The sequence below is a fragment of the Glutamicibacter sp. 0426 genome (assembly GCF_001906485.1).
Taxonomy (GTDB): domain Bacteria; phylum Actinomycetota; class Actinomycetes; order Actinomycetales; family Micrococcaceae; genus Glutamicibacter; species Glutamicibacter nicotianae.
Genome location: NZ_MPBI01000001.1, coordinates 898,007 through 924,667, shown reverse-complemented (window position 1 = coordinate 924,667; position 26,661 = coordinate 898,007). Strand labels below are relative to the sequence as shown.

Genomic DNA, 26,661 nt, shown 5'->3' with positions numbered 1-26,661 from the left:
CCGGAAAGAAGATTCGTGCGAAAAGTTTTGGCAGTATGCGCCACCGCGTCCATCCTTGCCCTGGCGTCCTGCGGTTCGGGTTCGTCAGCCCTGAGCGACATCGACGTCAAGCCAGCAGCAGATGACAAGACCGCACCGGAGGTCAAGTTCGATGCCCCGTTGCTGACCGAGAAGGCAGAAGCTGTCACCGTGGTGGAGGGCGAGGGAGCGGACGTCAAGGAAGGCGACACCATCCAGATCCAGTCGGGCCTCTACAAGACCATTGACGGCCTGCTGACCAATGAGAACTTCACCGCCGATCCGTCGCCGATGAAGGTTGACGAGACGCTCAAGGAGCAGATGCCCGAGCTGTACGACACCCTGTTGAAGTCCCAGATTGGCGACTGGATCGCCTATGCGGCGATTGAAGGCGTGCAGCAGGCAGATGGTTCCGTGGCCGAACCGGCCGAGGGCTCGCGTGCCGAACGGCTGATCGTGATCAAGATCGCCGATTCCAAGAGCCCTAGCCAGACCCTGGGCCAGGACGAGGTCAAGAAGCTCAAGGACGAGGGCAAGCTCCCCACCGTGAAGACCGGCAAGGGCGATCCGCAGATCACCATCCCGAAGGACACCGAGGCTCCTGAAGGGCTGGCCGTGGACGTCCTTGAAGAAGGAGACGGGCCAGCCGTTGGCGAAACCTCGAAGGTCACCGCCCACTACCACGGCGTGCGCTGGGAAGACGGCAAGAAGTTCGACGGCAACTTCGACAGCGAAGAAGGCTTCGAGGCCGATATGGCCGGAGGCGTGATCGAGGGCTGGCTGCAGGGCTTCCAGGGCCTGAAGGAAGGCAGCAAGGTCTTGCTGACCATCCCGACCGACTTGGCCTACGGCGAAAACGCTGAAGCCCAGGGCCGGCCTGCAGGCCCACTGGTCTTCTACGTAGAATTAGACAAGGTAAGCGAAAGCAAGTAACAGAAAGGCCGTGAGCATGTCGTTCGGAGAACGCAACTACGACCGCACCAAGCCGGAGATCGATTTCCCGGGCACCGACGCTCCTGAAGAACTGGTCATCACCGACCTGATCGAGGGAACCGGCGCTGAGGTCACCCCAGGCACCACCGTCCAGGCGCACTACGTAGGCGTCGCCTGGTCAACCGGCGAGGAATTCGACTCCTCCTGGGGCCGCGGGCAGACCCTCGACTTCCCAGTGGGCGTCGGAATGGTCATCCAGGGCTGGGACCAGGGCCTGCTGGGCATGAAGGTCGGAGGCCGCCGCCGCCTGGACATCCCATCGCACCTGGCCTACGGCGAGCGTGGCGCCCCGGGTGCCATCGGTCCTAATGAAGCGCTGATCTTCGTTGTCGATTTGATGGGCACGAAGTAATTCCATGTGCTGGCAACGGCCCCGATTCACGAATCGGGGCCGTTGCTGTCTTAAAAGTCATCGTTGCAAGTGAAAATTGGTTACTGTAGGCACGTGAGCACAAAGCAAACTCCTGGACCCAGCAAGGCAGAACGCCTGACCAGCCTCATCTATGCGCTGGCTACCAAATCACGGAAGTTCAACGCCGAGCGCATTGGATCATACCTGGTGCCGGAAGGCAGCAAGGAAACCCGCGAGAAGGCACTGGATCGCCTCAAGGATGACATCCGAAATGACTTCGGGCTGCAGCTGGACAAGGAAGTGATCGACGATGTCACGTACTACAGCATCGATACGACCGATTGGTTCTTGCCGCCGGTGGAATTCAGCCCCGCGGAAGCCGGCCTCGTCGCCTTGGCCGCGAGCCTCTGGAAAGACACCAAGCTGCAGACGCTCGGGCTCAACGCAGCCGCCCGGGTCACCGGGCTTGAAGGCGATGCCGCTCCGGTCGCCCCGTTGGCCGGCTCACTGGTTCCGCGCCTGTCCATGGATGAACCGAACTTCCGGGAATGCGCCCTGGCCGTCTTCAACCGCAACACGTTGAAGTTCGCTTACACGTCCTCCAACGGAACGCGCAGCGACCGCATCGTCGATGTGTGGGGGATCGGCCAGCGCTACGGCAACTGGTACTTCACCGGCTACGACCATACGCGGGACGACACCCGCGTCTTCCGCCTTTCGCGGGTGCAGGGCAAGTTCGCCAACTTCCGGCATGGCGGTGCTGGGTCCAACGGGCAGTATCGTGCCCGCCCGGCAGATTTCGACATGACCCGGGTGCTGCAGGACTTCGACCTGCAGCATCCGGGGCTGATGGCAACGGTGCTGCTCCTGGGCGATGACGCCATTCCGCTGCGTGCCCAAGCAGTGAATGGACGCAGCGACCAGGATGAGCTGCAGATCGGCTATGCGGATCCGCATTCATTTGCCCGGCAGCTGGCCGCCTACGGTCCGGCAGCCAAAGTCCTGGCGCCGGCCGAACTCGTAACGCAGGTGCAGCAGATTCTGCGCGACGCACGCACCGCCCAGAGCAGCCAGGGCACCGAGGGCGACTTTGCAGACGTGAAATTCCGTCCGCATCGCGCCACCGGCCGTGGCACCACCACGACCCAGGTCATGCGGAATATCGACATGATCCAATATGTGCACGCCCACGGTGTCGTGGAAATCGGGGAGCTGGCCGAACGCTACGCCATGAGCGTTGCCAAGGTGCGCGAAGAATTGGCCATGATCATGATGTGCGGCGTGCCAAACGGCCAGCACGATGAGCTGATCAACGTCAACGACGGAGACGTCGAGTCCGATACCGTGACGATCTCCAATGCGGCACTGCTCGCCGAGCCGCAGAAGCTGGCACCGCTGGAGGCAGTGGCCGTGCTCGGCGGGCTCAATGCCCTGGCGAGCATTCCCGAGTTCGAGCACCAGCAGGTGCTCGATGCCGCGCTGGCCAAGGTCAACTCCGCCGTGGCCCGCTTTGACGGCTGGAGCGGGGCGCTGGGCTTCGCGCTCTCCAAGGCGCGGGAGAACGACATTCCGCAGCAGCTGGTCCAGGCAATACGGTCCCAGGACGTCGTGCGCATCGACTACTACTCGGCCAGTTCGCGCACGCACCAGCTTCGCGATGTGGAACCGATCCGGCTCATTGAAGATGGCGCAGTGCAGTATCTGCGCGCATGGTGCCGAAAACGACACAGCGTATTAACTTTCAGGGTGGACCGGATGTTAAGCGTGGAAACTATCGGTGAACACTTCGAGCTGGAATCCCGGCATGAAGACCAGCAGGATGTCCAGATCCGCTACGAGTCCAGCGACGAGGATCTACAGGTCATTGTCCATGTTGACGCGGAAATCTTGCCGGTTATCGAAGCATTCCATCCGTCATCCTGGTCTACGGGAAGGATCGGTGCGGGATATTTGGCCAAGGTCCAGTTCTCGGATCACCAAGTAGCTGCGCCGCTGGTGGCTCGCCATAGCGGTAAACTGACTGTGGTCTCTCCTGACGCTACGCGCGAACATGTAGTGGGTTGGTTGGACGAGGCTATCGCAATGTATGAGGATAAGTAGATGCTTCCTTGGTGGTTCTGGGTCCTTTTGTGGACTGTACTCGTTTTGGCAACAGTACTTGCAGCAGTGATTGCCGGCTTCCGTTTATTCAAACGAGGCATGGCGGTCGTTGAGGGCCTTGGCGACGCGGCTGATCACATCAGTGCCGGTTTAAGCCAAGAAGGCAGCGTCGTCGAATACGCTGCGAACCCGCGTCGCTACCCGCACGGAACCGATGCGACGCATGGGGATCCGGAGATGATCAAAGCGCTTCGCGATCAGGGGAGAGCCGAAAGAATCGAGGCGCGTCGAGTACGACGTGTCGCACGTCGCGCACAGCGCGGCCAAGCTCAGAACATGCGTGATCTGCGCCTGTTCTGACGTAGACTTAAAGAAAGAGAAGGGAATCCACATGGGTGGCTTACAGGGATGGCATCTGGTCATCATTATCGTGCTGGCGCTTCTGCTGTTCGGCGCTCCAAAGCTTCCAGGCTTGGCTCGCTCGATGGGTCAGTCGTTGCGCATTTTCAAGTCCGAGGTTCGCCAGATGAAGGACGACGATCCTAAATCGGAAACCGTTGATGGCACCGTCAATGAACCGAACCCCAACGAAAAGAACAACTCGTAGACCTCTTCAGTGGCAACAAATAAAGACAAGAACCCGCGCGGCAAGAAGAAGCGGGTCAAGAACGACGAAGGTCGGATGGCTCTTAAAGAGCATCTGATTGAAGCGCGCAACCGGTTATTCAAGTCGCTCATTGCGCTGACCTTGGGTACGGTTGCCGGCTTCTTCGTTTACGACTGGCTGCTTGCCTTGCTGATTGCACCTGTGAAAGATGCAGGCGGCTCGGTAGTATTCACCGCAGTGATGTCGCCCTTCGACATCATGATCAAGGTAGCGCTCTTCGTTGGCCTCATCGTTTCCTCCCCGGTATGGCTCTACCAGTTGTGGGCATTTATCGTCCCGGGGCTGAAGAAGAACGAGCGCCGGTTGAGCTACAGTTTCGTCGCCGCTGCGGTGCCGCTGTTCCTTGGCGGCGTCGCGATGGCGTACTTCGTTCTGCCTTTCGCACTGGAATTCTTCATCAGCCTGTCGCCGGAGAACTCCGATAACCTGCTGAACATTTCAGAGTACCTGCCCTTCATCTTCCGCCTGCTGCTGGCATTCGGCCTTGCCATGCTGGTGCCCGTGCTGATGGTCGGCCTGAACATGGTGGGCATCCTGCCAGCCAAGCTCATCTTGAAGCACTGGCGCATCACCGTCTTCCTTATTGCGCTGGTGGCCGCCATGGCTGCACCGGGTGGCGATGCGATCACGATGTTCGCGTTGGCTGGGCCATTGTTCATCACCTTCGCGGTGGCTACCTTGATCTGCCACTTCAATGACAAGAAGCGCGCGAAGAAGCTGGCGGCGCAGGAAGCCGAGAATGAGCGCTTGGCCAGTGGCGAAACTTCTGGCATTGATACCCCAAGCCCGATTGACGAACCGAAATCCCAGCTCTGATCCAGGGCGAGAAAGTGAACGACCACAAGTGACTTCACCCGCGGAACGCTACGCGATTTCCAAGGCACGGCAGGTCGAAAACGGCACTGCACTTCCGGAATTCCGAGCCAGCATCTCCTTCGACCTGGATCCGTTCCAGGCCGAAGCCTGCCAGAAGGTCGCAGAAGGGCACAGCGTCCTGGTCGCCGCACCCACCGGCGCCGGCAAGACCGTAGTTGGCGAATACGCCATCTACCAGGCGCTGGCTGAGAACCGCAAAGCTTTCTATACCACGCCGATCAAGGCGTTGAGCAACCAGAAGTATTCGGAACTGGTCAACCGCTACGGTGCCCAGAAGGTCGGATTGCTGACCGGCGACACGTCGATCAACTCCGAGGCGCAGATCGTCGTGATGACTACCGAAGTGCTGCGCAACATGCTCTATGCGGATTCCCAGACCCTCGACGGCTTGGGTTACGTGATCATGGACGAGGTCCACTACCTTGCGGATAAATTCCGCGGCGCCGTCTGGGAAGAAGTCATCATCCATCTGCCGTCCAACGTGCAGATCATTTCGCTCTCGGCTACCGTATCCAACGCCGAAGAATTCGGCGGCTGGCTGGATACCGTCCGTGGCCAGACCGACATCATCGTTTCCGAGCATCGTCCGGTGCCGCTGTTCCAGCATGTCATGGTCGGCCCCAATGTGGTGGACTTGTTTGCCGAGGATGTGGCCTTCGACAAGGTCGCCGAAGACGAATCAAAAGCCTCGGTCAACCCCGAACTGCGCAAGCTCGTCCGCTCGCACAGTCCTGGAGGACGCGTGCAGCGCGGCCGCGGAAACGGCGGCCGAGGCCGTGGCGGCCGCGGACCCCAGCGTGGATCCGGGATGGGGCATCGCATCAGCCGCCCTGCGGTGATCGGCAAGCTCGACCGTGCCGCTTTGCTTCCAGCGATTTTCTTCATTTTTTCGCGCAAGGGCTGCGATATGGCGGTCCAGCAGTGCGCCATGGCGGACCTGCGCCTGACGACCAATGAAGAAGCGGCCGAGATTGCCCAGGCTCTGGATGAAGTTGCCTACCGGATCCCCAGCGAAGACCTGGACGTTCTCGAATTCTGGTCTTGGCGCGATGGACTGGTTCGCGGATTTGCCTCGCACCACGCAGGCCTGCTGCCGATCTTCAAGGAAATCGTCGAGGACCTCTTTGCGCGGAACCTGATCAAGGTGGTGTTCGCGACAGAAACCCTCGCGCTGGGCGTGAACATGCCGGCTCGTTCGGTTGTGCTGGAGAAGCTGGTGAAATTCAACGGCGAATCCCATGTGCAGATCTCCTCGGGGGAGTACACCCAGCTCACCGGGCGTGCGGGGCGACGTGGCATTGACGTTGAGGGCCATTCAATTGTCCTCTGGAACCCTGATCTGGAGCCGGAGTCCTTGGCAGGCCTCGCTTCGAAGCGCACCTATCCGCTGAATTCTTCGTTCCGCCCGACCTACAACATGTCGACCAATTTGCTGGCGCAGTTTGGCCGTGAGCAGACCCGGCAGATTCTCGAGTCGTCCTTTGCCCAGTACCAGGCGGACCGTTCCGTGGTGGGGATGGCCCGCCAGGTTCGTTCCAAGGAGGAATCCCTGGCTGGCTACGCGAAGTCGATGGAATGCCATCTCGGTGATTTCACGGAGTACCTGAAACTGCAGCGGAATCTGGCGCAAGTAGAGAAGAATGCTGCCAAGGACCGCCGCCACCAGCGCCGTTCGGCAGCAGAGCAGTCCTTGCAGGCAGTGATCCGCGGAGATGTGGTTGACTTGCCCGGCGGACGCCGCTTTGGCCGTGCCGTGGTCGTCGAGCTTGATAAGGCAATGTACAACCCCCGCCATACGGTCCTGACCGAAGAAGCGCAGCTTCGCCGGCTCTCGGTAGAAGACCTCAACGGACCAGTCCAGATCATCTCGAGGATCAAGATTCCCAAGGGCTTCAGCGGGCGTACGCCGAAGGAGCGCCGGGACCTCGCTTCGTCCCTGCGCAACGCGATCTACGAGTCGCGTCCTCCGCGCCAGGATGCCCAGAGCTTCGATTTCGAAGGATCGGATTCTTTCGAACGTGAAATCAATGCGCTGCGCCTTGAGCTCAAGGACCATCCTTGCCACGCCTGCTCGGAGAAGGACCAGCACATGCGCTGGGCCGACAGGTACTGGAAGCTGAAGAAGGATACGGACAAGGCCCGTCGCGCCATCCGCGGACGGACCAATACCATTGCCACACAGTTCGACAAGGTCTGCAAGGTGCTGGAGCAGTTCGAATACCTTGTTCCATCCGACGGCGGCGAAGATTTCGTGCTGACCGACTCGGGCCGCCGGTTGCGCCGGATTTATGGCGACCGCGACCTGCTCACCAGCCAGATCCTGGAGACCGGAAAATTGACCCAGCTCAAGTCCGAAGAACTTTGCGCAGTGGTGGCCAGCCTGGTCTACCAGGCGCGCCGGGACATGGATCGTGCCGATCCGAAAATGCCCACGGGCAAGATTGATGACATCTGGAACACCACCATCAAGATCTGGGGCGAACTCTCGGATGCTGAAGAGGCGTTGAACCTCGACCCGACCGCTCCGCCGGAATCCGGCTTGATCTGGCCGATATACAAGTGGGCGCGGGGCTCGAGCCTGAACAGCGCGTTGCGCGGTACCGATCTGGCACCGGGCGACTTCGTGCGCTGGGCCAAGCAGGTCATCGATACGCTGGACCAGTTCGCCAAGAATTCCGACCTTCCGCCCTTGCTGGTGCGCAACGCCTACAAGGCAGTGGACCAGATCAAGCGCGGCGTCGTGGCCTACTCGAATGTGCTGGACTAGCCAGGTCGTCCAGTCGAACACTTATTAGCCAGTGCAGGAGAAAAGGGAGACGCTGATGGCAAAATCACTCTACCGAAACGGGTCCATCTATTCGGCGGCCGATCCATTCGCGACCGCCATGGTGGTGGACGGCGACACCATTTCTTGGTTGGGCGGCGAGGACGCGGCTGAACGCCACGCGGCGGCCGTCGACGAAGTGATCGACCTGAAGGGCGGCCTGGTCACCCCCGCCTTCGTCGAATCCCATACCCACCTTGCCGCACTGGGCCGGACCCTGTCGGGCGCCGACCTGGGGGCAGCTACCTCGGGTTCGTCGCTGCTGTCCCTCGTCGCCGAGCAGGCGCAGAAGTCTACCAAGCTGGTACTGGCCCAGGGCTGGGACAACTCCGCGTGGGCCAACCAGGAACTGCCTGCGGAAACCGACCTGACCAGTGCCGCTGGAGGCCGTGGCTACTATCTGGCCCGCCGGGATGTGCATAGCGCATTGGTGAATCGGGAACTGCTGGATTTGCTGGATCTGGGGCACCTTGTCTCCGGCATCGTTGCCGGTGCGGATCACGACGCGGTGCGTGAAGCACTGGCCGGCGCGCAGAAAGCCGAACAGGAATACCAGCGCCTGGCACTGGAGCACTATGCCTCGCGTGGATTCGCCAGCGTTGTGGAGATGGCGGCCCCGCATATCGAAGGCCGCGAGGCACTGGAACAGCTGCTGTCCATCGACAACCCTGAGCTGCCGCAGGTGCATGCCTACTGGGGTGAACTGGTCAGCGATCCGGACATCGCCCAGGAAATAGTCGCGTCGTTCCCGCAAGGCAAGCTGCTGGGCTTGGGAGGCGACCTTCGCGTGGATGGTTCGCTGGGCAGCCACACGGCATACCTGCGTGAGGAGTATAGCGATCTGGCAGGTGAACGTGGCTGCCTGTACCTGAAGCGCGAGGAGATCGCGGCCCATCTGGTTGCGTGCAGTTCCCGGGGAATCCAGGCAGCATTCCATGTCATCGGCGATGGCGCCCTGGACGAGGTCTTGGCAGGTTTCGATCTGGCCGCCGAGCAGATTGGCGTAGCCAAGCTGCAGATGTGCCGCCACCGTCTGGAACACGTCGAGATGGTTGATGACGCTTCGCGGGCCCGTTTGCTGAAGTACGCCATCATGGTTTCCATGCAGCCGGTCTTCGACCAGGCGTGGGGCGGTTCGAACGGCATGTATGCGCAGCGCCTGGGGGAGCGCGCAAGCTCAATGAACAACCTCTCGGCCATGCTCTCCGCCGGTGTCCCACTGGTGCTTGGTTCTGATGCCCCGGTCACCGAGGTCGACGGCTGGCAGGTTGTGCGCGCCGGCATGAACATGGCGAATGCCGACGCGCGAATCTCTGCACGTGCGGCCTTCCTGGCGCAGACTCGATCCACCTATCGAGCCATGGGCGAGATGAACCCATTTGCCGGGCAGCTCGTGATCGGTGCACCGGCGACCTTTGCGGTGTGGACTGCCTCTGAACTTGCTGTGCAAACCCCGGATGTCCGAATTAGTTCTTGGAGCACTGACGCCCGTGCTGGGACTCCGATGCTCCCGGTGGTTGATGAGGAGATTCCACAGTGCCTGCGTACAGTACGCGCTGGAGTCACGCTTTTCAATGCGCTCGAACCAGCGGAATTAGCCTAAAGCGAAACAGTTGCTCAATAAGTGGAATAATTTCACGAATTTTATTCTGACTAGTGCTGTCTAGATAAAGAGTGAAGTCATTTGATGGTTGACAGGCTAGGTGGGGTACGCACTAGGCTGGACTAAGCGCCTCTTCGAGATGCACATTCATTGCGTTGGAAACGACGCAATTTATACAACGATCCTCAGTGACCTTAGATAACATTCTCTGTGCTTTTCGACGTAGAGAATAGGGCCGAAGTCACTGAGGATCGTTCGTTAACACGGTGTCCGAAGATCGCTGGCTTGCAATTGATGACTATAATTTGAGTTTGGATTAACTCTTGTTGGCCTAGATTCCTGCTGAAGCCATGGGCCGAAGCCGAGCAGGCAACAAGCTTTGTGTCGAATACCAAGAAAGGTGCCGCCGCGTGCGCGTCATTACAATCATTCCGACTTACAACGAACTGGAGTCGCTTCCGCTGACCGTAGGACGCTTGCGTACCGCAGTTCCTAACTCGGATGTATTGATCGTCGATGATAACTCGCCCGACGGCACCGGAGAACTGGCAGACAAGATGGCTGCTGAGGACTCGAGTATCCATGTGTTGCACCGTACCGGCAAGGATGGCCTAGGCGCCGCATACATCGCAGGTTTCGAATGGGCCCTGGCACGCGACTACGACGTGCTGGTTGAGATGGACGCTGACGGCTCGCATATGCCAGAGCAGCTTCCACGCCTTCTGGAGGCAAGCGCTGCAGGTGCGGATCTCGTGATCGGTTCGCGCTGGGTCAAAGGCGGCGAAGTAGTTAACTGGCCGTTGCTGCGCAAGATCATTTCCCGCGGCGGCAGCTTCTACTCGCGTACCATGCTGGGCTTGCCGCTGCGTGACATCACCGCAGGCTACCGTGCCTTCAAGCGCGAAACCTTGGAAGCCATCGACTTCGATGCAGTTGAGTCGCGGGGCTACGGCTTCCAGGTGGATATGACCTTCCGCGTGGCCATGCTGCGCAAGAAGATCGTTGAAGTTCCGGTCACCTTCGTAGAGCGCGAACTGGGCGCCTCGAAGATGAGTGGCAACATCGTATTCGAAGCAATGTGGAATGTCACCCGCTGGGGCTTGGGCGCCCGGTGGAAGAAGCTGACTTCCAAGAAGTAAATACTTGGCATAGGGAACTGGCGTGCAACGAAGAATCGTTGCACGCCAGTTCCCTTTAACCCAGAAGTATCGGAAAGCTTCAAGCATCCGCCTTACAGCGTCCGCAAATTACGCATCACCATCGGCGTTTGGGCTCAAGCCATTCGGGTACAAGTTCGAGGGCCCGGTTTGACAGCAATAATGCTGTCAAACCGGGCCCTCGACTAAAACCCTTGCGGACTTGCCAAAACGGCATCCAACCGGCAGTGGGGGAGATTAGACGGCTTCTCCACGCGCAGCACGCAGCTGCTGGAGGCGGTCAGCCAGAGTCTTTTCCAGTTCTTCCTCGGAACGGCGCTCGAGAAGCATGTCCCAGTGGGTACGGACAGGCTTCTCATTGCCTGGTTCTTCGGCCTTGGCTTCGCCATGGACGAGCTTGGCTTCCTTACCGGTCTTGGTGTGCCAGGTCGCTGGAATTTCAGCTTCTGCAGCGAAGACGACGAAGACGGTCTCGCCCTCTTCGGTACGGTATTCCACGCGCTGACGGGCAGCCGGCTCCACACCTGCCTCAGATTCCATGCTCTGTGCACCCAGGCGCATGCCTCGTAGGCTGCGATCGCTCATGTTTTCCCTCCGCGATGTTTGAAGAATTCGCTACACGTACCAACGTTTGGCATTCTGAAATCATTCCCTCCGACTAGAGGTGAAGATAATTCTTGGTGCCAAAACATCCATTATACGCGTCTGCGGCGAGGTGCATCGTATGCACCTCGCCGCAGACGGCTATTCGGTTCTCAACCGGTTGTCGCTAGAGGTTGCTGTCGGGAGCTGATGGCGATTCCGGAGCCGCAGGTTTGCTGCTTGAACCGTTGCCGCCCAGTGCTCCGCCGATGCCCTTGAGCGCTTCGGTCAGTTCACTCGGAATGACCCACAGGGTGTTCGAAGTGCCTTCGGCAAGCTTCGGGAGGGTCTGCAGGTACTGGTAGGCCAGCAACTCGTGGTCCGGGCGTCCTGCGTGAATTGCGTCGAAGACCTTCTGGATAGCTTGGGACTCGCCATCCGCGCGCAGGATGGCTGCCTGTGCGTCACCTTCGGCTTTGAGAATCGCTGCCTGGCGCTCACCCTCGGCGGTGAGGATATCGGACTGCTTGGTGCCCTCAGCGGTCAAGATGGCCGCACGGCGGTCACGCTCGGCACGCATCTGCTTCTCCATCGAGTCCTGGATCGACAGCGGTGGATCAATGGCCTTCAGCTCGACACGGGAAACACGGATGCCCCATTTGCCGGTGGCCTCGTCGAGCACGCCGCGCAGCTGGCCATTGATCTGGTCGCGGCTGGTCAAGGCCTCTTCCAGATTCAGGCCACCTACGACGTTACGAAGCGTCGTGGTGGTCAGCTGTTCGACAGCTTGGATGTAGTTGGCGATTTCATAGGTGGCCGCGCGTGGCTCGGTGATCTGGAAGTAGACCACGGTGTCAATCGAAACGACCAGGTTGTCTTCGGTGATGACTGGCTGTGGCGGGAAGGAAACAACCTGTTCACGGAGGTCCAGCAGGGGCAGCAAGCGATCCACAAAGGGTATCAAGATCGTCAGGCCGGGGTTTAGGGTTCGGTTGTACTTGCCGAGCCGCTCAACGATGCCAGCACGTGCCTGTGGCACGATACGCACGCTGCGCAACAGGACGACAATCACGAAGATTGCCAGAACGACAAGCACAATAGTCAAGCCAAAACCATCTGAATTCATGGTCGTACTCTCTTTCTTTGTGCAGTAGTGATGAATTTGGGGCGTCAGGCAATTTAGCCGTTTGCGGGGTCCGGGGACTTCGCGGTCAGGTACGCAGTTGCCCCGTCGATACGGGAAACCACGGCATACGTACCGGGATTCATGGTCGGAACGCTCGAATCAGCGCGGGCAGTCCAAATCTCTCCATGGATCTTGGCCGAACCCGACATGCGCGAGGTCGGTTCAAGAATTAGTGCATCCGCACCAATGAGCCGCTCGATGTTCGTGCGGAATCCCTCGGGTGATTTCCGTAGATGCTTGACCGCGATTGGTCGAACCAAGAAGATCATCAACAATGAAATAACGCAGAATACGAGAACCTGCAGCCATATGGGTCCACTGAGCAGTGCGACCGCTACGCCACCTAGGGCCCCGACGCCGAGCATGATGAAGTAGAGATCAAGAGATAGCATCTCGATGATCGCCAGCAGCAAGAACAGTGCCAGCCAGATCACCCAAGCGTTGCTGATGATCCATTCGGCGGTTGTCATGGCATTCACCTAAATTCTGTTAGGACCCTGACCAGCCGTAACTGGTCTTTCCTACATTCTGCCGTAGATGTCGGGTAAAGAGTGTAGTCATTTATGGGTATTTTCTAGCCCTGCGTGACGAATGCGTGTACTCCGAAGGAGGCGGTTACCGCCTGGTCACCCAGTTCGACAGCTTGCTGATGCAGCAATTCGGGGGAGAGGTGGTGACCGGATGGACCCATGAATGCCAGTTGAAAGAGATCATCCGTATTCAAATTCATTCGATAGGACAGCTTCGTGGATTCGAGATGGCGGAATCCTTCGGCATCAAATTTTTCAATCAGGGCTGCTTGCTTGCCTGGAGCGACGGAGAGCATGCCCAGCGGCTCGATGACTTCGTTCAGATGTTCTGGTTCACCGGTCACCACAATGCATATCCCACCGGGACGGAGCACGCGCTGGAACTCGGCGGGGTTATGCGGAGCGAAGCAGTTGAGCACCACATCGCGTGATCGATCAGCCGTGGGCAATTTTCGCCAGACATCCCAGACCACGGCGAGCGTGCTGGGAACTTTCGCGGCTCGACGCATTGCAAAGCGCGAGATGTCCAAGGCCAACGCATCACGTTCGTCAGCGGGGGAGTGTTCCAGGATTCTTGCTAGGTAGTAGCCAGTACCTGCGCCCGCATCCAGCACGTCGAGAGAACTTCCGTGGTGATGACTATTGATCAGCTGGGACAGCGCGAGCGCCAGAGGCTCGTAATGCCCCTTGGCTTGGAACGCATCACGGGCCTGAACCATGGCCGAGGTGTCTTCGAGGAAATTGGTTCCCTTGCCAGTCAAGAAATTGAAGTAGCCCTGTTTTGCGGCATCGAAGCGGTGCCCTGCATCGCAGCTCAGGGTTTTGCCCGGGGTTCCTGTGTAGCCTAGGGGTTGCTCGCATACCGGACAGGTAACGCTGGTAGCGCCGGAGGACATTAGAATTTCAGTACCTTTTGTGCAGTTGCGACGTCCATGCTTTCATGGCGCCACAGTTCGGACTCGTTGATCAAGGAGCGGGTTACGGCCTTGTCGATGTAGACGGTGCCCGACAGGTGATCGGTTTCGTGCTGGAAAATGCGGGCCTGCCAGCCGGAGAAGTTGCGCGTGATTTTCTGGCCGTCGCGGTCTTGGTAATTTGCGGTGATATCGGCGGGGCGGGTGACTACGCCTTGGAATCCCTCGAAGGACAGGCAGCCTTCATAGAACACTGCTTCACGATCCGTGGCGGCAGCATAAGCAGGGTTGAAGATCTCGAAGTAATCCAGCGGTTCACGCTCTCGTTGCGCAGCAATTTCCTCTGGAACTGGATAGAGATCTTCGAGTACCGCGATCTGCAGGGGGATACCCACCTGAGGCGCTGCGAGGCCTACGCCAGGAGCATCGTACATGGTCTGGCGCATCGCATCGAGCAGTTCTTCGAGCAATTCCTGTGGCAGCTGGTGGTCGTAGGCTTCGGCCTGCTGGCGGAGAACTGGATGACCTAGCTGGACGATTGGCAAAACGAGATCATCGTTGGCCGTGTCCAGGACTTCTCGAACCAAAATCTCGATGTCCTGGGCGGTGTATGGGGTGTTCATCGGGAAACGCAAGTCCGTTCGTACTCGTTGAGCTGCAGTTGGGCCAGCCGCGAAGTGAGTCGAGCCCTTTCGGTGTCATGCAGCATATGGCCAAGATCGCCGAGATTGTCCGCGGCGTACAGGTGCACTTCCACGTTCTTGTCATAGAAGATATCGATGAGATTCGCTAGTCGACGTTCCTCATCCATCGGCAAGGTGGAGCTCGCTGGGATGGAAGTTATATGCCAGCACGAATACCGGCTTACCAGCTCCAGATAGTCGGCAGTATTGCGGCGGGTTCGGCTGATTTGATCGAAGCTGATCCAGATTTCATCCGCCCTCAAGTGCGCAGGACCGATTTCGTCGTAGCCGATCTCGACCATCGTATCGTGAAGTGGCATGTCGTCTGGCGTCTCGAAAAGATTCAGTGAGCCTTTCCGATACCCGTCAGGAGCGAGCCCTGGATCGGATGCGAGCTGGCGATAATCAACTGAATGATCCAGGGAAAAAACGATGAAGTCCCGTTGAATCCGGTCAATGGTTGGCTGCACCAGGTGATGGAACGTGTCATCATCCAACAGGTTCTCCGGACCGTAGTTCGACGTGGTGAACAGTTGGATTCCATGCTCCGTGCAATGCCGGATGAGTTTTGCCATGAACATCGCATCTCCGGGTTCGGTGCAATGGAATTCATCGAAAACCAGGACTTCGATTCCAGCAAGTTCGCGCTCAAGCCCTTGCGCGAAGATCGCCCCCAGTGGCTGTCCAGGGACGCGGTTGACCGGCGAATTCAAACGCTGGAAGAACTCGTGGAAATGGAAGCGCGCCGTGGTGGCGTTTGGCAAGACGGAGACCAGGGTGTTCATGATGAGTGTCTTGCCGCGGCCTGGAGGGCCGTAAATATAGACACCGGGGTGTTTGGCGGGCGACTGCGCGCGCAGAGTGCGTTCAAGAAGGTCGATCAGTTCACTCTGGACCGTATCAGCTTCGATATGTTGCAGCTTGAGCGATTCACGGATCCGACGAGCGTACTTATTCCTGTGGGGAATGCCTAGCAGCGGTTTAGCCATATCTAAATTTTGCCACCGGGCACTGATACGACCAATCTTCTGTGATGCAATCGCCACCTTTGGAGACGGCACGAAAGCTTTGTGCTAGGAAATTCTGGTCAAAACTACTAGTCACCGGTTATGCCGTGTATAACTAAATGGATGATTTAAGCAGGGGAGTGCTCACGGTTTTGACCATGAAACCGCGCAAGCCATGTGAATTTTTTGCGTATCTATCGCTTTATCGCGATCCGTGGCCATAATGGACACACCCATAGGGCTGGACCGCAATGGTTGGATCAGGCCAGGGCGGGCGAATGGCGGAGAGGGAGTGCGTGAGATGACCAGCGAATTCATTGTCCCAACGACTGAAGACGGGATCGTCTCCAGTGATCTCTTGGACATGTCGGTAACCGTGCTCAAGACCTTGTCTGATCCGGCAAGACTTCAGATGCTCTGGGCGTTGTCCATGGAGGACCTATCTCTGTCTGATCTGGCCCAGTTGATTGGCGTCAGCCCAACGGTCGCCAGCCAGTTGCTGTCCAGGTTGCGGGCCGCGGGTGTGCTTCAAACAAGGAAGTCCGGACGTCACGTAATTTACTCGATGCACGACGAGCGATCGCGGGAGTTCATCCGGCAGACCTTGGACTTCGCGAAGCATCGGCTTGATCTGCAGGATGCGCGCCTAGAGGAAGACCAATAAGCAACTGTGGAAATGCATGGCCAATGGGACGAATGCAGCCACTTCCAGCCGAATTTCTGATAAGCCGATAATCTACATTATGTAAAGTAGTGGAAATCTAGGCCTCCCCGATTCGGGTTTCAGTGCGCTATTCCCCTTGGCGACGTCAAAGTATCGACGTAGTGTCTTCATATGCCACTCAGCCGAAAGTTCGCGGACGATTCGTCGGATTCGGTAGTTCTTCGATGGTGTTTCAACGTATCGGCTGACCGACTCTGGAATGTGCTGACTGGCTGCCAGACCTTGCCACTCTGGCTGGGTACCCACCGCGCTGGCAACCTTGCCGTGGGTTCGACTGTGAAAATCGAACATGCGGAAGGCTATATCTGCGAAAGCCTGATTGAGCGGATTGATCCAGCGACGGCCCTTGAGATGTCCTGGAAGTTTCCAGAAGAATCGGAATCGAAGGTTAGTTGGATTCTGCGGTCCGTCCCGATCGGAGCTGAACTCGTGCTCACCCACTCAAATATCAGCGTTGACGTCGCAACTTACTTGGCTGGGTGGGAAACGCATCTAACCTATCTGGAGTCCGTCTTGCTGGGAGCGCCGCGGTCGATGGATCAATTTTGGGATCTATATCGGGAGATATACGAGAGTTTGGGCGATTCGCCTGCACCTCTCCCCTAATCTTTTTGCCGACAGGTGGTTCCGATTTCTCTAGACTTTGCGGACGGTTTGCATGACCGTGCAGAAACACCACCTGGGACGAAGCTGATGCTCACCTCGCCTTCGCCGTGCAGGGCCGCGATTGGTGGTCTGCTGGTTTTACTCTCGACCATCTCGGCGCTTTCTTCCTGGAGGGATAGGCGACGAGGCCAGTGCTCATCGGATTGATTCAACGATCGATTAATATTGTGTCTGGTGGCGCAATTGCCGCTCTGGTCGTGCAGGATGGGCATCCCCCATCCGCTCATTTCAAGGACCCCAACGACGGTGCATCATCATATTCGAGGTGTATTGCTTATAGTTTGGATTGCAATGTGGTGCTTTGTTTCGGCGTGAAGCGAACCATCACCAACATGCCAAGCAGCTCTACCAAGGTCTGGCTCACGACTACGGCAGAGGCTAATTCCAGCTCCGCCGGCAGAGCCAGGGCCAGTGGAAGCACTACCAGTGAATTTCGGGTGACGCCGCTGAATGTCGCGGCCCGCAGTGAGGCCATGGGTAGCTGGAAGAGTTTTCCTGCAGAGTATCCAAGGATGTTCATCAGGCCGATAAAAAGGACAAAAACCAGGATGCCCAGCGCCAATTGGGCAAAGCTGGACTGCACCGTGTAGATCTGCGAACCGACCACGCAAAACAGCGTTCCCATCATCAAGGGAACCATGAGGTAGTCGGCCCAATTGCCGATGCACTCCATGCGTGCAAAGCGCGTTGACAGTGCTTGGGTGAGTGCTGCTGCGAGCAAGGGAAGCGTAATGAGCCCCAGCAACGCCATCAGGAAAGGCCCTGGAACGATCATGCTGATTGCAGAAGGGCCAGCAAACAAGTAGAGGTATGCCGGCACAAGCACCATCTGTAAAATCAGCAAAAGGGGTGTGGCGGCCAGCAGCCTTTGGCTGTCTCCCCCAGCTAAGCCGGTAAACACGATGACGTAGTCGATGCAGGGTGCCAGCAGGACCAGTAGAACCCCGAAGAGCAGAGGCTGTTCCCCCGCCACGAGACGCGATAAGCCGAACGCCACGATCGGCACTACGACAAAGTTGATGGTGCACAGTGCACCCATGAACCGGATGTCCCGGAAGGCCTGGGGCAAACGTGTTAGCGGCATGCTCAGGAAAGTAGCGTAGAGCAGCAGACCCAAGATTGGATTGACCGTGAATTCAAGCGCCTTGCTGGCTGAAGGCAAAACCAGGCCGAAGACGCATCCGGCCGCGATCGCGGTGAGATAGAGAGCGATCTGGTGAGCTTGCATCCATGCATTGCCAGGCCACGTCTTCATGGGACTAATGCTAGAGCAGACCTTGCATCAGGAAGGAATGCCAGGGCATTCGTGGCGAGCCTTCATCAGGCACGCGTGTGTCTGAACCGAGATCGCTCGAAACAGCACCAGATTATTCATGGTCCGCAGGGTAAACCTATGATGAGTACATGAAGGAATCTATTCGTATGTGGCCATTGTGGATGGCTGTCGACGTTGTTCTGATTGTTCTCTTCGCCCTGCTCGGCAGGCGTGAACATGAACATGCCTTGAGCTTTAGTGGCATCTTGATGACAGCCCTGCCGTTCTTGATCGCCTATGTGGTGATGACCTTGCTGTCCAGGCCATGGTTCACGATCAATAAGTTCTTCCCTGCAGGCGTACTGGTCTGGGTAGGGACCGTAGCAGCTGGGCTAGCGCTGCGCATCGCTTTTGGTTCCACCGCAGCTGTCCCATTCATTATCGTTGCTTCGCTGGTCCTGGGCCTGTTCTTGATGGGGCGTAGGCTGTTAACTTCGTTGGTGGCCAAGCGCTTAGATAAATAGCAGTCCAAGCCCGTAGGAACCTGCGGCAACAAGGCCGCTGGCGAAAGTCCCCAGGATGAACTGTTCAGCGGCGCGATGATCTTTCAGTTCCGAGAACCGCCCGAGACCCTTAACCGCCAGAACGACCGCAATGCCTTCTGGCCAACCAGCCCAGAGGCTTCCGACAATTGCCGTCCGTTCCAGAAGTCCGATCCAAAGTCCGCCACGAAGCGGTGAAGGGTCGGACTCTTCCTTTTGGAGCTCGACGTCATTCTTGGCAGCAAGCCGGAAAATCAGCTCCGTAAAAGGGCCGCCGAAACTAATGGCAAAGATGGAACTCAGGACGATAGCGTAAACCGGTGGAATCCCTTGCGTCTGCATCGATGTTTGGGAGACTGCAGCCAGCAGTGCCGAAAGCAGTGCGAACAAGCCAGAACCAACTACGAGCCAGTCACGAACGCGAGCTCGTTTGCCCATGGCATGACCGAAGTAGGCGGAAATGCACGAGACGAATGCCGCTAGGCAAAGACTCCCCCACGCGATCCAAAGCATTTACTGCTCCTTTAACATCTTGAGCTGACGGGTTAGCGATTTCGCAGCTTCATCCATCATCCGATTCGCTTCAAACCATAGTGCGGCCGACAGCCGAGAAGAGACGGCTTGCTGAGTGATTCCAAGTTTCTTGGCAATCTGTTGCTGGGTCATGCCCTCGTCAGCCAATGTGCCGGCTTCCCAAGCTGTGGCCCTTCGCTTGGAAACGATGCAGGCAGTTAACTGGAGCTCAGCTTCCAGACGGGTGGCTTCATGCGATGGCCCGTGAACAGCGATATGTGCGTTGGTGTTCTTCGCGCGTTCCACGGCAACACGGGCATATTCAAAGGCTGGTCCTCGGCCAGCCCGGGTCTCTTCCGGCAACGGCGTTTCGACCTGTCCGAAACCAAGGCCAACGCTCCAGTCCCCTGACGCCGCCATCATCACTGCCAAGCGAATCGCTTCATTGGCATCATCCAAGACAGCCTGAACCTCATCGCCGGCGGTTCGCTGGAACGGGCGGACCACAGGGACGGTAGCATTAGCTTGCTTGACTAGTGCTTCCACCTTGTCTTCGGTGGATCGGGAACGTCGCTGGTCAATAGTCAAGACAATCATGGAACAATCATAAAACTTTGTATTTATATCTACAAATTAAAATTCTTGTACTTTGCTAAGTCTGGTGATGCAGCCATGCCTGCCATTCTCGGCTTTTCGACTACAGTTGATTCCAGATCAACCGCCTCTTGCCAGGCGGCAAGTTAGAACCGAAAGGCATAGTGATGGTCACCGCATTCGTCATGATCCAGACTGCAACTGACAGTATCCCCGAGTGCGCACAGCAGATCTCGGCAATCTCGGGCATCAGTGAAGTCTACTCCGTCGCAGGCGACTGGGACTTGATTGCCATTGCACGGGTCAACAAGCACGAGGATCTCGCCGAAGTCATTGCTAATAAGCTTTCCAAGATTCCAGGCATCCGCGGCACCCAGACCCACATCGCCTTCCGCGCTTATTCCGAGCATGACCTCGAAGCAGCTTTTTCCCTCGGTCTAGACGACTAAGCGGTATCGAAAACAAAGCCGGTCTTTGGTTCACTGATTGTAAAGTCGTGAACCAAAGACCGGCTTTGTCGCTGCCTGCAGGAGCTACTCCCCTACGATCGCCTGGGTCGTTGACGACCAAGCGTCCAGGGCGGACTTCGCCGCACCGGAATCGATCGAATGTGCTGCCTTTTCAATGGCGGCCCGCATGCGATCTTCGAAACTGCCCTCAGCAGTATCGCTGTACGCAACCATTCCTGCGGCCGCGTTGAGGAGAACTGCGTCCCGAACAGGGCCGGTCGCTCCCGAGATGACATCGAGTACAACCCCTGCGTTGTGTTGCGCATCCCCACCGCGGAGATCATCGAGCGTCGCCCGGGCGAGTCCAACATCTTGGGCGTCGAACGTGAACTCGGTGACTTGGCCATTGCGCACTTCCCAGACTCGGTTGGCAGCGGTGGTCGTTAGTTCATCCAGTCCGTCGTCTCCGCGGAAGACCAGGCCGCGCACGCCACGGCTTGCAAGCACGCCAGCCATGATTGGTGCCATGACCAGGTCGGAGCATCCGATGGCGGATGCGGTTGGCAAGGCGGGATTGGTCAACGGGCCCATGAAGTTGAAGGCGGTAGGTATCCGCAATTGACGTCGTGCCCCGGCAACGTGGCGCATTGAGGGGTGGAAGACATTGGCGAAGCAGAACGCAATCCCAACCTTGTCGTACACCTCTACAAGGCGCTCGATTGGTACCTCCAGGCGGACCCCTAGTGCTTCGAGCACGTCGGCCGATCCTGAGGATGAAGAGGACGCGCGGTTGCCGTGCTTAACTATGCTCACGCCGGCACCAGCGCAGACCAACGTGGACATCGTGGAGATATTGACCGTGTTCTGGCGATCGCCGCCCGTGCCGACAATGTCCAAGGTTTGTGCGTCAATGGTCAATGGGCGCGCGTTGGCCACCATGGAGTCCACTAGGCCGGTCAATTCGGCCACGGTTTCGCCTTTGGAGCGCAGTGCAACCAGGAAGCCGGCGATCTGCACGTCGCTCGCCTCGCCGGACATGATCTCATTCATGGCCCAAGCGGCCTGTTCGCGGCTGAGATCGCCACCGTCGATCAGGGTGGCCAATAGATCTGGCCACGTCGGGAACTTTTCGTTTACAAGGCTCGTTGACACATGAGAAAGCCTATCGAGACACTGGCCGCGCCACCCAATTCATGTCGCTAAATGATGTGGCTCAAGTCGCTAAAATCGCCTAGTTTCCAAGGTTAAATACGCAACACTTTCGTTGCATAAATGATTGTTTCGTGAGACGCGCCGAATGAACCTCTACGAATTGTAGAAAGAGTTTTCTCCGTACTTCCGCATGTTTCCGCGGATGTTGCCGTGATGTGGCGCAACAAACCTCCGTGAACCCGCTTTTGCATTGGTATCTGAGGGCCATTTAGAGACATAATGTCAGTGTGACAACTGCGACTCATGCCCCAAATACGACGGCGCCACATGCGCCGAACCGCCCAAACATGGTGTCGGTGGGAACGATGGTGTGGCTCTCCAGCGAGCTCATGTTCTTCGCCGCCCTCTTCGCCATGTACTTCAGCCTCCGGGCTGCCGCGCCCGAACTATGGGCGACTGAAACTGCCAAGCTCAACGTGCCGTTCGCGCTGGCTAACACCATCATCCTGGTGTCCAGCTCGTTCTCCTGCCAGCTAGGCGTGTTCCGTGCCGAAGAATTCAAGCCTCGCCGCTCTGGCGGGCTGTTCAACTTCAAGGAATGGGGAATGATTGAATGGTTCATTCTCACCTTCATCCTTGGTGCGATCTTCGTTTCGGTCCAGGCCTACGAATACGCTGTCCTCGTTAGCGAGGGCGTGGCCATCAACTCGAACTCCTACGCTTCGGCCTTCTACATTACGACCGGCTTCCACGGCATCCACGTCGCTGGTGGTCTGATCGCATTCTTGCTGATCATTGGTCGTGCGATGCTGGCTAAGAAGTTTGGTCACTTCGAAGCAACCGGCTCCATCGTGGTGTCCTACTACTGGCACTTCGTTGACGTTGTTTGGATCGCCCTGTTCGCGATCATCTACTTCTTGAAGTAGCAGCTTAAATTCATTAGTTGCCTCAACAAGAAGTACGGCAACACCACACCAAAGAAACTAAGTGAGGAACCAGCAAGTGAAGGCTCTTTCGAAAAAGCGCCGCCACCCGCTCGCCGCTGTGGCCCTGCTTCTGTTCGGATTGCTGATTACCGGCAGTCTCTACACTGCAGCCGGTAACATCAGCGAAGCGAAGGCAGCTGAGACCACTACTGCATCGCAGGCCGATGTAGAAGAAGGTCAGAAGCTTTTCGTCGCCAACTGCGCTACTTGCCACGGCATGAATGCCGAAGGCTCCGATTCCGGTCCATCGCTGATTGGCGTTGGCGCGGCATCCGTGGACTTCCAGGTCGGCACCGGCCGCATGCCGATGCAGATGCAGGGACCACAGGCCCAGGTCAAGCCGGTGCAGTTCGACGACGAGCAGATCTCCCAGCTGGCAGCATACGTTGCAAGCCTGGGTGCAGGCCCAGCGATCCCTGATGAGGAATACTTGGATACCACCCAGGGCGACGCCGCCCACGGTGGCACCGTCTTCCGTGTGAACTGCGCGATGTGCCACAACGCGGCTGCTGCCGGTGGTGCGCTGACCCGCGGCAAGTTCGCACCAACCCTGACCGGTGTATCCGAAAAGCACATCTACGAAGCGATGGCTACCGGCCCACAGAACATGCCAGTGTTCAACGACTCGAACATCACCCCAGAAGAGAAGCGTGATGTCATCACCTTCCTGAAGACCATTGAAGCCAATGGTTCCGCTGGCGGTGCAGCCCTGGGCTCCCTGGGTCCAGTTGCTGAAGGCCTGTTCACCTGGACCGCAGGTCTGGGTATCATCATTGCCTTCACCATTTGGTTGACCTCGCGTCCTTCCTAAGGCAAACCACGGCCACGGCCGTAACCATCACTACGTACATAAATTCCTAACAGAAGGATGAGAGAGAAACATGGGCGACCATAGTCACGGCAGTCCCGAAAACTCGGGCACCGTTGCTAAGGCTGACGATGTAGCTCAGGATCGTTTCCCAGATCCGGGCCTACCACCGCATCGTCCGCGTCTCGCAGACCGCGATCCGCGCGCAGCCAAGCGACATGAGCGTCAAGTAGCGCTCCTATTTACCATCTCCATCATCGGCACGCTCTTCTTCTTCGTGGCCTACTTCGTCCTGGGCCGCCTAGGCGAGATGACCTTCGCTGAACTGCGTGTGCAGAACGCTGCACTGGGACTGGGCACCGCCTTCGCGATGCTTGGTATCGGTGTGGGTATTGTTCACTGGGCCAAGACCCTGATGCCGGATCACGAGCTCATGGAAATGCGCCACGAGATCCGCTCGGAAGAAGATCGCCAGGATGCCGTCGAGATCATCGATACCGTTATCGAGGAATCGGGCATCAAGCGTCGTCCGCTGATCCGCAATACCCTGATCGGCGCCATTGCCTTGGCTCCAATCCCGGCAATCTTCATGTTCCGCGACCTGGATCGCACCGGCAACACCGCGAGCCAGATGATCGATTCCCTGCGCCACACCATGTGGGACAAGGGCGTCCGTCTGACCCGCGACCCATCCGGTACCCCGATCAAGGCTTCGGACGTGCAGATCGGTTCTGCTTTCCACGTGATCCCCGAAGGCCTGAACGAGGCCGAGCACCCGCTGAATGAAAAGGCCAAGGCCGTCGTTCTGCTGATGCGCATGGATCCAGCGGAAATGCAGATCTCCGAGGGGCGTGAAACCTGGAACGTCGACGGCATCGTCGCGTACTCCAAGATTTGCACCCACGTTGGTTGCCCGATTGCTCTGTACGAGCAGCACACCCACCACTTGCTGTGCCCATGCCACCAGTCGACCTTTGACCTGACGCAGGAATGCAAGGTCATCTTCGGCCCGGCTGGCCACGCACTGCCGCAGCTGCCAATCACCGTGGACTCCGAGGGCTACCTGGTCGCCCAGAGTGACTTCCACGAGCCAGTTGGCCCATCGTACTGGGAGCGTGGTTAATCATGGCTACTAACGAGTACCAAGCATCGACCGCTACCGGTCGCATCGCGAACTTCGTGGACTCCCGCGTTGGCGCGTCGGGCATTGTCAAGGAATTCGGTCGCAAGATCTTCCCTGACCACTGGTCGTTCATGTTCGGTGAAGTGGCGATGTACACCTTCGTGCTGCTGCTGCTCTCCGGCACCTTCCTGACCTTCTTCTTCGATCCGTCGATGGCGCACGTCATCTACAACGGTTCGTATGTACCGATGAAGGGCATCGGCATGTCGACGGCTATGGCCTCGACCATGGAGATCTCCTTCGACGTGCGCGGCGGCCTGTTCATGCGCCAGGTGCACCACTGGTCGGCACTGCTGTTTGTTGCTTCCCTCTCCGTGCACATGCTGCGCGTATTCTTCACCGGCGCATTCCGTCGCCCACGTGAACTGAACTGGGTTGTTGGCGGCGTGCTGCTGATCATGGGTCTGGCTGCCGGTTTCACCGGCTACTCCCTGCCGGATGACCTGCTGTCCGGTAACGGACTGCGCATTATCGATGGCGTCATGAAGGCTCTGCCAATCGTGGGCACCTACCTGTCGATGTTCTTCTTCGGCGGAGAGTTCCCAGGCGATACGGTGATCCCGCGTCTGTACTCGCTGCACATCATGATCGTTCCTGCGATCATCATCCTGCTGATCGTGATCCACCTGTTCATGGTTGTGACCCACAAGCACACCCAGTACCCAGGCCCAGGCCGCACCAACGACAACGTTGTTGGCTTCCCTGTTGGCCCGGTCTACGCAGCGAAGGCCGGTGGATTCTTCTTCATCGTCTTCGGCATCGTGGCATTGATTGCTGGCCTGTTCCAGATCAACCCGGTATGGAACTACGGGCCTTACGACCCATCCCCTGTTTCGGCTGGTACCCAGCCGGACTGGTACATCGGCTTCGTTGATGGCGCTCTGCGCCTGATGCCTGGTGTGCTTGGCAACTTCAGCTTCGAATGGATCATTCCATTCCCATGGGGCGACAACACCCTGGTGCTGTCCGTCCTGCTGCCAGCATTGGTTCCTGCCGGCGCACTGTTCGCAGTGATGTTCGCCTGGCCATGGATCGAACGCTGGGTCACCAAGGATGACCGCGAGCACCACCTGCTCGACCGTCCACGCAACGCTCCATTCCGTACGGCAATGGGCGCGGCAGGCGTAGTGTTCTACTGCGTCATGTGGGCTGCTGCCTCCTCCGACTTGATCGCGACCCACTTCCATGTGTCGCTGAACGATGTCACCTACTGGCTGCGTACGCTGTTCTTCCTGGGCCCAATCCTGGCCTTCTGGCTGACTCGCCGTATCTGCCTGTCGCTGCAGCGCAAGGATCGCGAGATCGTCCTGCACGGCCGCGAAGCCGGCATCATCCAGATGTCGCCTGAGGGTGGCTTCTCGGAGAAGCACGAGGAAATTGATGTCTACAAGCGTTACCTGCTGACCAACTACGTTGATCGCCAGTACATCCCGGCTCAGCCTGATGCAGCAGGACACGTCTCCGGTTCGGAGAAGCGTCGTGCGGCACTGTCGAAGTTCTTCTTCGAAGACCGCGTCGCCCCGGTAACCCCATCGGAGCTGGAAGCTGCTCATGCAGCCCACGGCCACCATGAGGTCGAAGGCGACAAGCAGGACTCGATCACTAAGTAACAGCGACTCGAGTTAGTCACAAAGGGAGGGACACACCGCAAGGTGTGTCTCTCCCTTCGTTAACCCATCTTTCCTGCGGCCTTGTGTGCACCAGAGCGCCAGCCAATGCCGCGAACATGAGGTCGGGGCCATCCACGGATCTCCCAGTCGATTAGAAGGGCTTCTGGCGCTGTGCCAGCATGCGATGCCGGGGCCAGCAAGGCCTTGCTCCCCCGCCAGGTTCGCAATAGGCGTTGGGGGTTACCGGGTGAGGCCAAGAACCTGCTGCGATGGTTGATTCAACCTGTGCGCGTAGGCTCCATTGCTCTTCACCCGCGAGGAAGCGGAATGCCGTCTGCAGATGAATCTGGGAGGCCACCAGCCAGCCGCAATTCCGGATCGGAGCCGCTCACGACTGTGGCTGCTCAAGGTGGTTGCTGCCCAGACAAGAGTCCAGCTCCAGGAAGCGATCTAGGCCTATTCCCTGTAGCAGCCAACTTGCTGCGTCTCTCCCCTGACACACTTTCAAGAGATCAAGGGCCGGCACCGTCGTTGGAATAGTTGATGAGGACCTGGAGATGGCGTTTTGGAGGTTGGATTGTTGCGATGGATGACGGTCGCCGCCATGCTTGCGCGGATAGGCCAGTGTGCAGTGGTGCTGCTGACCGTCAACGTGCAGTTCTGTTGGCCATCAGTGGGCATTATTCA

The 26,661-nt window shown here is 58.1% G+C and carries 27 protein-coding genes; 17 read left to right on the top strand and 10 right to left on the bottom strand.

All coding sequences use genetic code 11. From position 1 onward, the window contains the following. Positions 1-15: 15 nt before the first annotated feature. From BKX98_RS04385 to BKX98_RS04345, 9 genes are all read left to right on the top strand, one after another. Entirely contained in the window at positions 16-951 is a 936-nt protein-coding gene (locus BKX98_RS04385; protein ID WP_158024652.1) for an FKBP-type peptidyl-prolyl cis-trans isomerase, read from the top strand. 16 nt (positions 952-967) lie between these two features. After that, positions 968-1,363 (top strand): FKBP-type peptidyl-prolyl cis-trans isomerase, encoded by a 396-nt coding sequence (locus tag BKX98_RS04380; RefSeq protein ID WP_066138294.1) that lies wholly within the window; start codon positions 968-970, stop codon positions 1,361-1,363. A 93-nt stretch (positions 1,364-1,456) separates the two neighbouring features. Then, entirely contained in the window at positions 1,457-3,463 is a 2,007-nt protein-coding gene (locus tag BKX98_RS04375) for a YafY family protein (protein ID WP_066138297.1), read from the top strand. Between the two features lie 45 nt (positions 3,464-3,508). Then, a complete protein-coding gene (locus tag BKX98_RS16745; RefSeq protein WP_143181014.1) occupies positions 3,509-3,823 on the top strand; it encodes a hypothetical protein in 315 nt (104 codons plus the stop codon). A 31-nt stretch (positions 3,824-3,854) separates the two neighbouring features. Beyond that, a complete protein-coding gene (tatA, locus tag BKX98_RS04365; RefSeq protein ID WP_022875116.1) occupies positions 3,855-4,070 on the top strand; it encodes a Sec-independent protein translocase subunit TatA in 216 nt (71 codons plus the stop codon). A 9-nt stretch (positions 4,071-4,079) separates the two neighbouring features. Beyond that, positions 4,080-4,946, top strand: a complete 867-nt coding sequence (gene tatC / locus BKX98_RS04360) for a twin-arginine translocase subunit TatC (protein WP_038991052.1) — start codon at positions 4,080-4,082, stop codon at positions 4,944-4,946. Positions 4,947-4,974: 28 nt separating this feature from the next. Beyond that, positions 4,975-7,773, top strand: a complete 2,799-nt coding sequence (locus tag BKX98_RS04355; protein ID WP_073706245.1) for an RNA helicase — start codon at positions 4,975-4,977, stop codon at positions 7,771-7,773. Between the two features lie 55 nt (positions 7,774-7,828). Further along, the gene (locus BKX98_RS04350; protein ID WP_038991056.1) at positions 7,829-9,433 is read left to right on the top strand and encodes an amidohydrolase; all 1,605 of its coding nucleotides are present in this window, start codon (positions 7,829-7,831) and stop codon (positions 9,431-9,433) included. Between the two features lie 410 nt (positions 9,434-9,843). After that, positions 9,844-10,572 carry a polyprenol monophosphomannose synthase gene (locus BKX98_RS04345; protein ID WP_073706244.1) on the top strand — a complete coding sequence of 243 codons (729 nt, stop codon included), beginning with the start codon at positions 9,844-9,846 and terminating at the stop codon, positions 10,570-10,572. A gap of 255 nt (positions 10,573-10,827) precedes the next feature. Here the strand turns inward: BKX98_RS04345 and BKX98_RS04340 are convergent, their stop codons facing one another. From BKX98_RS04340 to zapE, 6 genes are all read right to left on the bottom strand, one after another. Then, complete coding sequence (locus tag BKX98_RS04340) at positions 10,828-11,175, bottom strand: RNA polymerase-binding protein RbpA (protein WP_038991059.1); 348 nt, start codon at positions 11,173-11,175, stop codon at positions 10,828-10,830. A gap of 184 nt (positions 11,176-11,359) precedes the next feature. Continuing rightward, a complete protein-coding gene (locus BKX98_RS04335; RefSeq protein WP_073706243.1) occupies positions 11,360-12,298 on the bottom strand; it encodes an SPFH domain-containing protein in 939 nt (312 codons plus the stop codon). A 53-nt stretch (positions 12,299-12,351) separates the two neighbouring features. Further along, positions 12,352-12,828 (bottom strand): NfeD family protein, encoded by a 477-nt coding sequence (locus BKX98_RS04330; protein WP_038991063.1) that lies wholly within the window; start codon positions 12,826-12,828, stop codon positions 12,352-12,354. Between the two features lie 104 nt (positions 12,829-12,932). Continuing rightward, positions 12,933-13,784, bottom strand: coding sequence for a putative RNA methyltransferase (locus tag BKX98_RS04325; protein WP_038991064.1), 852 nt, complete (start codon positions 13,782-13,784; stop codon positions 12,933-12,935). Beyond that, on the bottom strand, positions 13,784-14,425 hold the full coding sequence (def, locus tag BKX98_RS04320; RefSeq protein WP_038991065.1) for a peptide deformylase: 642 nt from the start codon (positions 14,423-14,425) through the stop codon (positions 13,784-13,786). Before def ends, BKX98_RS04325 begins: the two co-directional genes overlap by 1 nt. Further along, positions 14,422-15,474, bottom strand: coding sequence for an AFG1/ZapE family ATPase (zapE, locus tag BKX98_RS04315; protein ID WP_073706242.1), 1,053 nt, complete (start codon positions 15,472-15,474; stop codon positions 14,422-14,424). Before zapE ends, def begins: the two co-directional genes overlap by 4 nt. Positions 15,475-15,793: 319 nt before the next feature. Here zapE and BKX98_RS04310 point away from each other — a divergent pair, with 319 nt between their 5' ends. After that, complete coding sequence (locus BKX98_RS04310; RefSeq protein WP_073706241.1) at positions 15,794-16,156, top strand: helix-turn-helix transcriptional regulator; 363 nt, start codon at positions 15,794-15,796, stop codon at positions 16,154-16,156. Positions 16,157-16,327: 171 nt separating this feature from the next. After that, positions 16,328-16,822: an SRPBCC domain-containing protein gene (locus BKX98_RS17370; protein ID WP_083586609.1), complete on the top strand. Its 495-nt coding sequence runs from the start codon at positions 16,328-16,330 to the stop codon at positions 16,820-16,822. A gap of 334 nt (positions 16,823-17,156) precedes the next feature. Here BKX98_RS17370 and BKX98_RS04300 read toward each other — a convergent pair whose 3' ends face one another. Beyond that, complete coding sequence (locus BKX98_RS04300; protein ID WP_073706240.1) at positions 17,157-18,137, bottom strand: arsenic resistance protein; 981 nt, start codon at positions 18,135-18,137, stop codon at positions 17,157-17,159. A 149-nt stretch (positions 18,138-18,286) separates the two neighbouring features. Here BKX98_RS04300 and BKX98_RS04295 point away from each other — a divergent pair, with 149 nt between their 5' ends. Beyond that, positions 18,287-18,661, top strand: coding sequence for a DUF3054 domain-containing protein (locus BKX98_RS04295; protein WP_073706239.1), 375 nt, complete (start codon positions 18,287-18,289; stop codon positions 18,659-18,661). Here BKX98_RS04295 and BKX98_RS17100 read toward each other — a convergent pair. Together BKX98_RS17100 and BKX98_RS04285 are read right to left on the bottom strand one after the other, a co-directional pair. Beyond that, entirely contained in the window at positions 18,650-19,192 is a 543-nt protein-coding gene (locus tag BKX98_RS17100; protein ID WP_052253720.1) for a hypothetical protein, read from the bottom strand. The two genes, BKX98_RS04295 and BKX98_RS17100, sit on opposite strands and share 12 nt — an antisense overlap. Continuing rightward, positions 19,193-19,789 carry a sigma factor-like helix-turn-helix DNA-binding protein gene (locus BKX98_RS04285; protein WP_038991298.1) on the bottom strand — a complete coding sequence of 199 codons (597 nt, stop codon included), beginning with the start codon at positions 19,787-19,789 and terminating at the stop codon, positions 19,193-19,195. 164 nt (positions 19,790-19,953) lie between these two features. Here BKX98_RS04285 and BKX98_RS04280 point away from each other — a divergent pair, with 164 nt between their 5' ends. Next, complete coding sequence (locus tag BKX98_RS04280; RefSeq protein WP_066138340.1) at positions 19,954-20,235, top strand: Lrp/AsnC family transcriptional regulator; 282 nt, start codon at positions 19,954-19,956, stop codon at positions 20,233-20,235. 84 nt (positions 20,236-20,319) lie between these two features. Here the strand turns inward: BKX98_RS04280 and trpD are convergent, their stop codons facing one another. Beyond that, positions 20,320-21,387 carry an anthranilate phosphoribosyltransferase gene (trpD, locus tag BKX98_RS04275; RefSeq protein ID WP_073706238.1) on the bottom strand — a complete coding sequence of 356 codons (1,068 nt, stop codon included), beginning with the start codon at positions 21,385-21,387 and terminating at the stop codon, positions 20,320-20,322. A 287-nt stretch (positions 21,388-21,674) separates the two neighbouring features. Here trpD and BKX98_RS04270 point away from each other — a divergent pair, with 287 nt between their 5' ends. From BKX98_RS04270 to BKX98_RS04255, 4 genes are all read left to right on the top strand, one after another. Then, on the top strand, positions 21,675-22,313 hold the full coding sequence (locus BKX98_RS04270) for a heme-copper oxidase subunit III (protein ID WP_038991074.1): 639 nt from the start codon (positions 21,675-21,677) through the stop codon (positions 22,311-22,313). A 76-nt stretch (positions 22,314-22,389) separates the two neighbouring features. Then, positions 22,390-23,184: a c-type cytochrome gene (locus BKX98_RS04265; RefSeq protein ID WP_073706237.1), complete on the top strand. Its 795-nt coding sequence runs from the start codon at positions 22,390-22,392 to the stop codon at positions 23,182-23,184. A gap of 70 nt (positions 23,185-23,254) precedes the next feature. Further along, positions 23,255-24,304, top strand: a complete 1,050-nt coding sequence (locus tag BKX98_RS04260; RefSeq protein ID WP_066138349.1) for a ubiquinol-cytochrome c reductase iron-sulfur subunit — start codon at positions 23,255-23,257, stop codon at positions 24,302-24,304. Between the two features lie 2 nt (positions 24,305-24,306). Continuing rightward, the gene (locus tag BKX98_RS04255; protein WP_038991077.1) at positions 24,307-25,974 is read left to right on the top strand and encodes a ubiquinol-cytochrome c reductase cytochrome b subunit; all 1,668 of its coding nucleotides are present in this window, start codon (positions 24,307-24,309) and stop codon (positions 25,972-25,974) included. Positions 25,975-26,661: the final 687 nt, after the last annotated feature.

Excerpts from the sequence above, each read along its gene's own strand:
- BKX98_RS04380 (WP_066138294.1), top strand. The coding sequence starts at position 968 with ATGTCGTTCGGAGAACGCAACTACGACCGCACCAAGCCGGAGATCGAT.
- tatA (WP_022875116.1), top strand. The coding sequence starts at position 3,855 with ATGGGTGGCTTACAGGGATGGCATCTGGTCATCATTATCGTGCTGGCG.
- BKX98_RS04350 (WP_038991056.1), top strand. The coding sequence starts at position 7,829 with ATGGCAAAATCACTCTACCGAAACGGGTCCATCTATTCGGCGGCCGAT.
- BKX98_RS04340 (WP_038991059.1), bottom strand. The coding sequence starts at position 11,175 with ATGAGCGATCGCAGCCTACGAGGCATGCGCCTGGGTGCACAGAGCATG.
- BKX98_RS04335 (WP_073706243.1), bottom strand. The coding sequence starts at position 12,298 with ATGAATTCAGATGGTTTTGGCTTGACTATTGTGCTTGTCGTTCTGGCA.
- BKX98_RS04330 (WP_038991063.1), bottom strand. The coding sequence starts at position 12,828 with ATGACAACCGCCGAATGGATCATCAGCAACGCTTGGGTGATCTGGCTG.
- BKX98_RS04325 (WP_038991064.1), bottom strand. The coding sequence starts at position 13,784 with ATGTCCTCCGGCGCTACCAGCGTTACCTGTCCGGTATGCGAGCAACCC.
- def (WP_038991065.1), bottom strand. The coding sequence starts at position 14,425 with ATGAACACCCCATACACCGCCCAGGACATCGAGATTTTGGTTCGAGAA.
- zapE (WP_073706242.1), bottom strand. The coding sequence starts at position 15,474 with ATGGCTAAACCGCTGCTAGGCATTCCCCACAGGAATAAGTACGCTCGT.
- BKX98_RS04310 (WP_073706241.1), top strand. The coding sequence starts at position 15,794 with ATGACCAGCGAATTCATTGTCCCAACGACTGAAGACGGGATCGTCTCC.
- BKX98_RS17370 (WP_083586609.1), top strand. The coding sequence starts at position 16,328 with ATGCCACTCAGCCGAAAGTTCGCGGACGATTCGTCGGATTCGGTAGTT.
- BKX98_RS04300 (WP_073706240.1), bottom strand. The coding sequence starts at position 18,137 with ATGAAGACGTGGCCTGGCAATGCATGGATGCAAGCTCACCAGATCGCT.
- BKX98_RS04295 (WP_073706239.1), top strand. The coding sequence starts at position 18,287 with ATGAAGGAATCTATTCGTATGTGGCCATTGTGGATGGCTGTCGACGTT.
- BKX98_RS17100 (WP_052253720.1), bottom strand. The coding sequence starts at position 19,192 with ATGCTTTGGATCGCGTGGGGGAGTCTTTGCCTAGCGGCATTCGTCTCG.
- BKX98_RS04285 (WP_038991298.1), bottom strand. The coding sequence starts at position 19,789 with ATGATTGTCTTGACTATTGACCAGCGACGTTCCCGATCCACCGAAGAC.
- BKX98_RS04280 (WP_066138340.1), top strand. The coding sequence starts at position 19,954 with ATGGTCACCGCATTCGTCATGATCCAGACTGCAACTGACAGTATCCCC.
- BKX98_RS04260 (WP_066138349.1), top strand. The coding sequence starts at position 23,255 with ATGGGCGACCATAGTCACGGCAGTCCCGAAAACTCGGGCACCGTTGCT.
- BKX98_RS04255 (WP_038991077.1), top strand. The coding sequence starts at position 24,307 with ATGGCTACTAACGAGTACCAAGCATCGACCGCTACCGGTCGCATCGCG.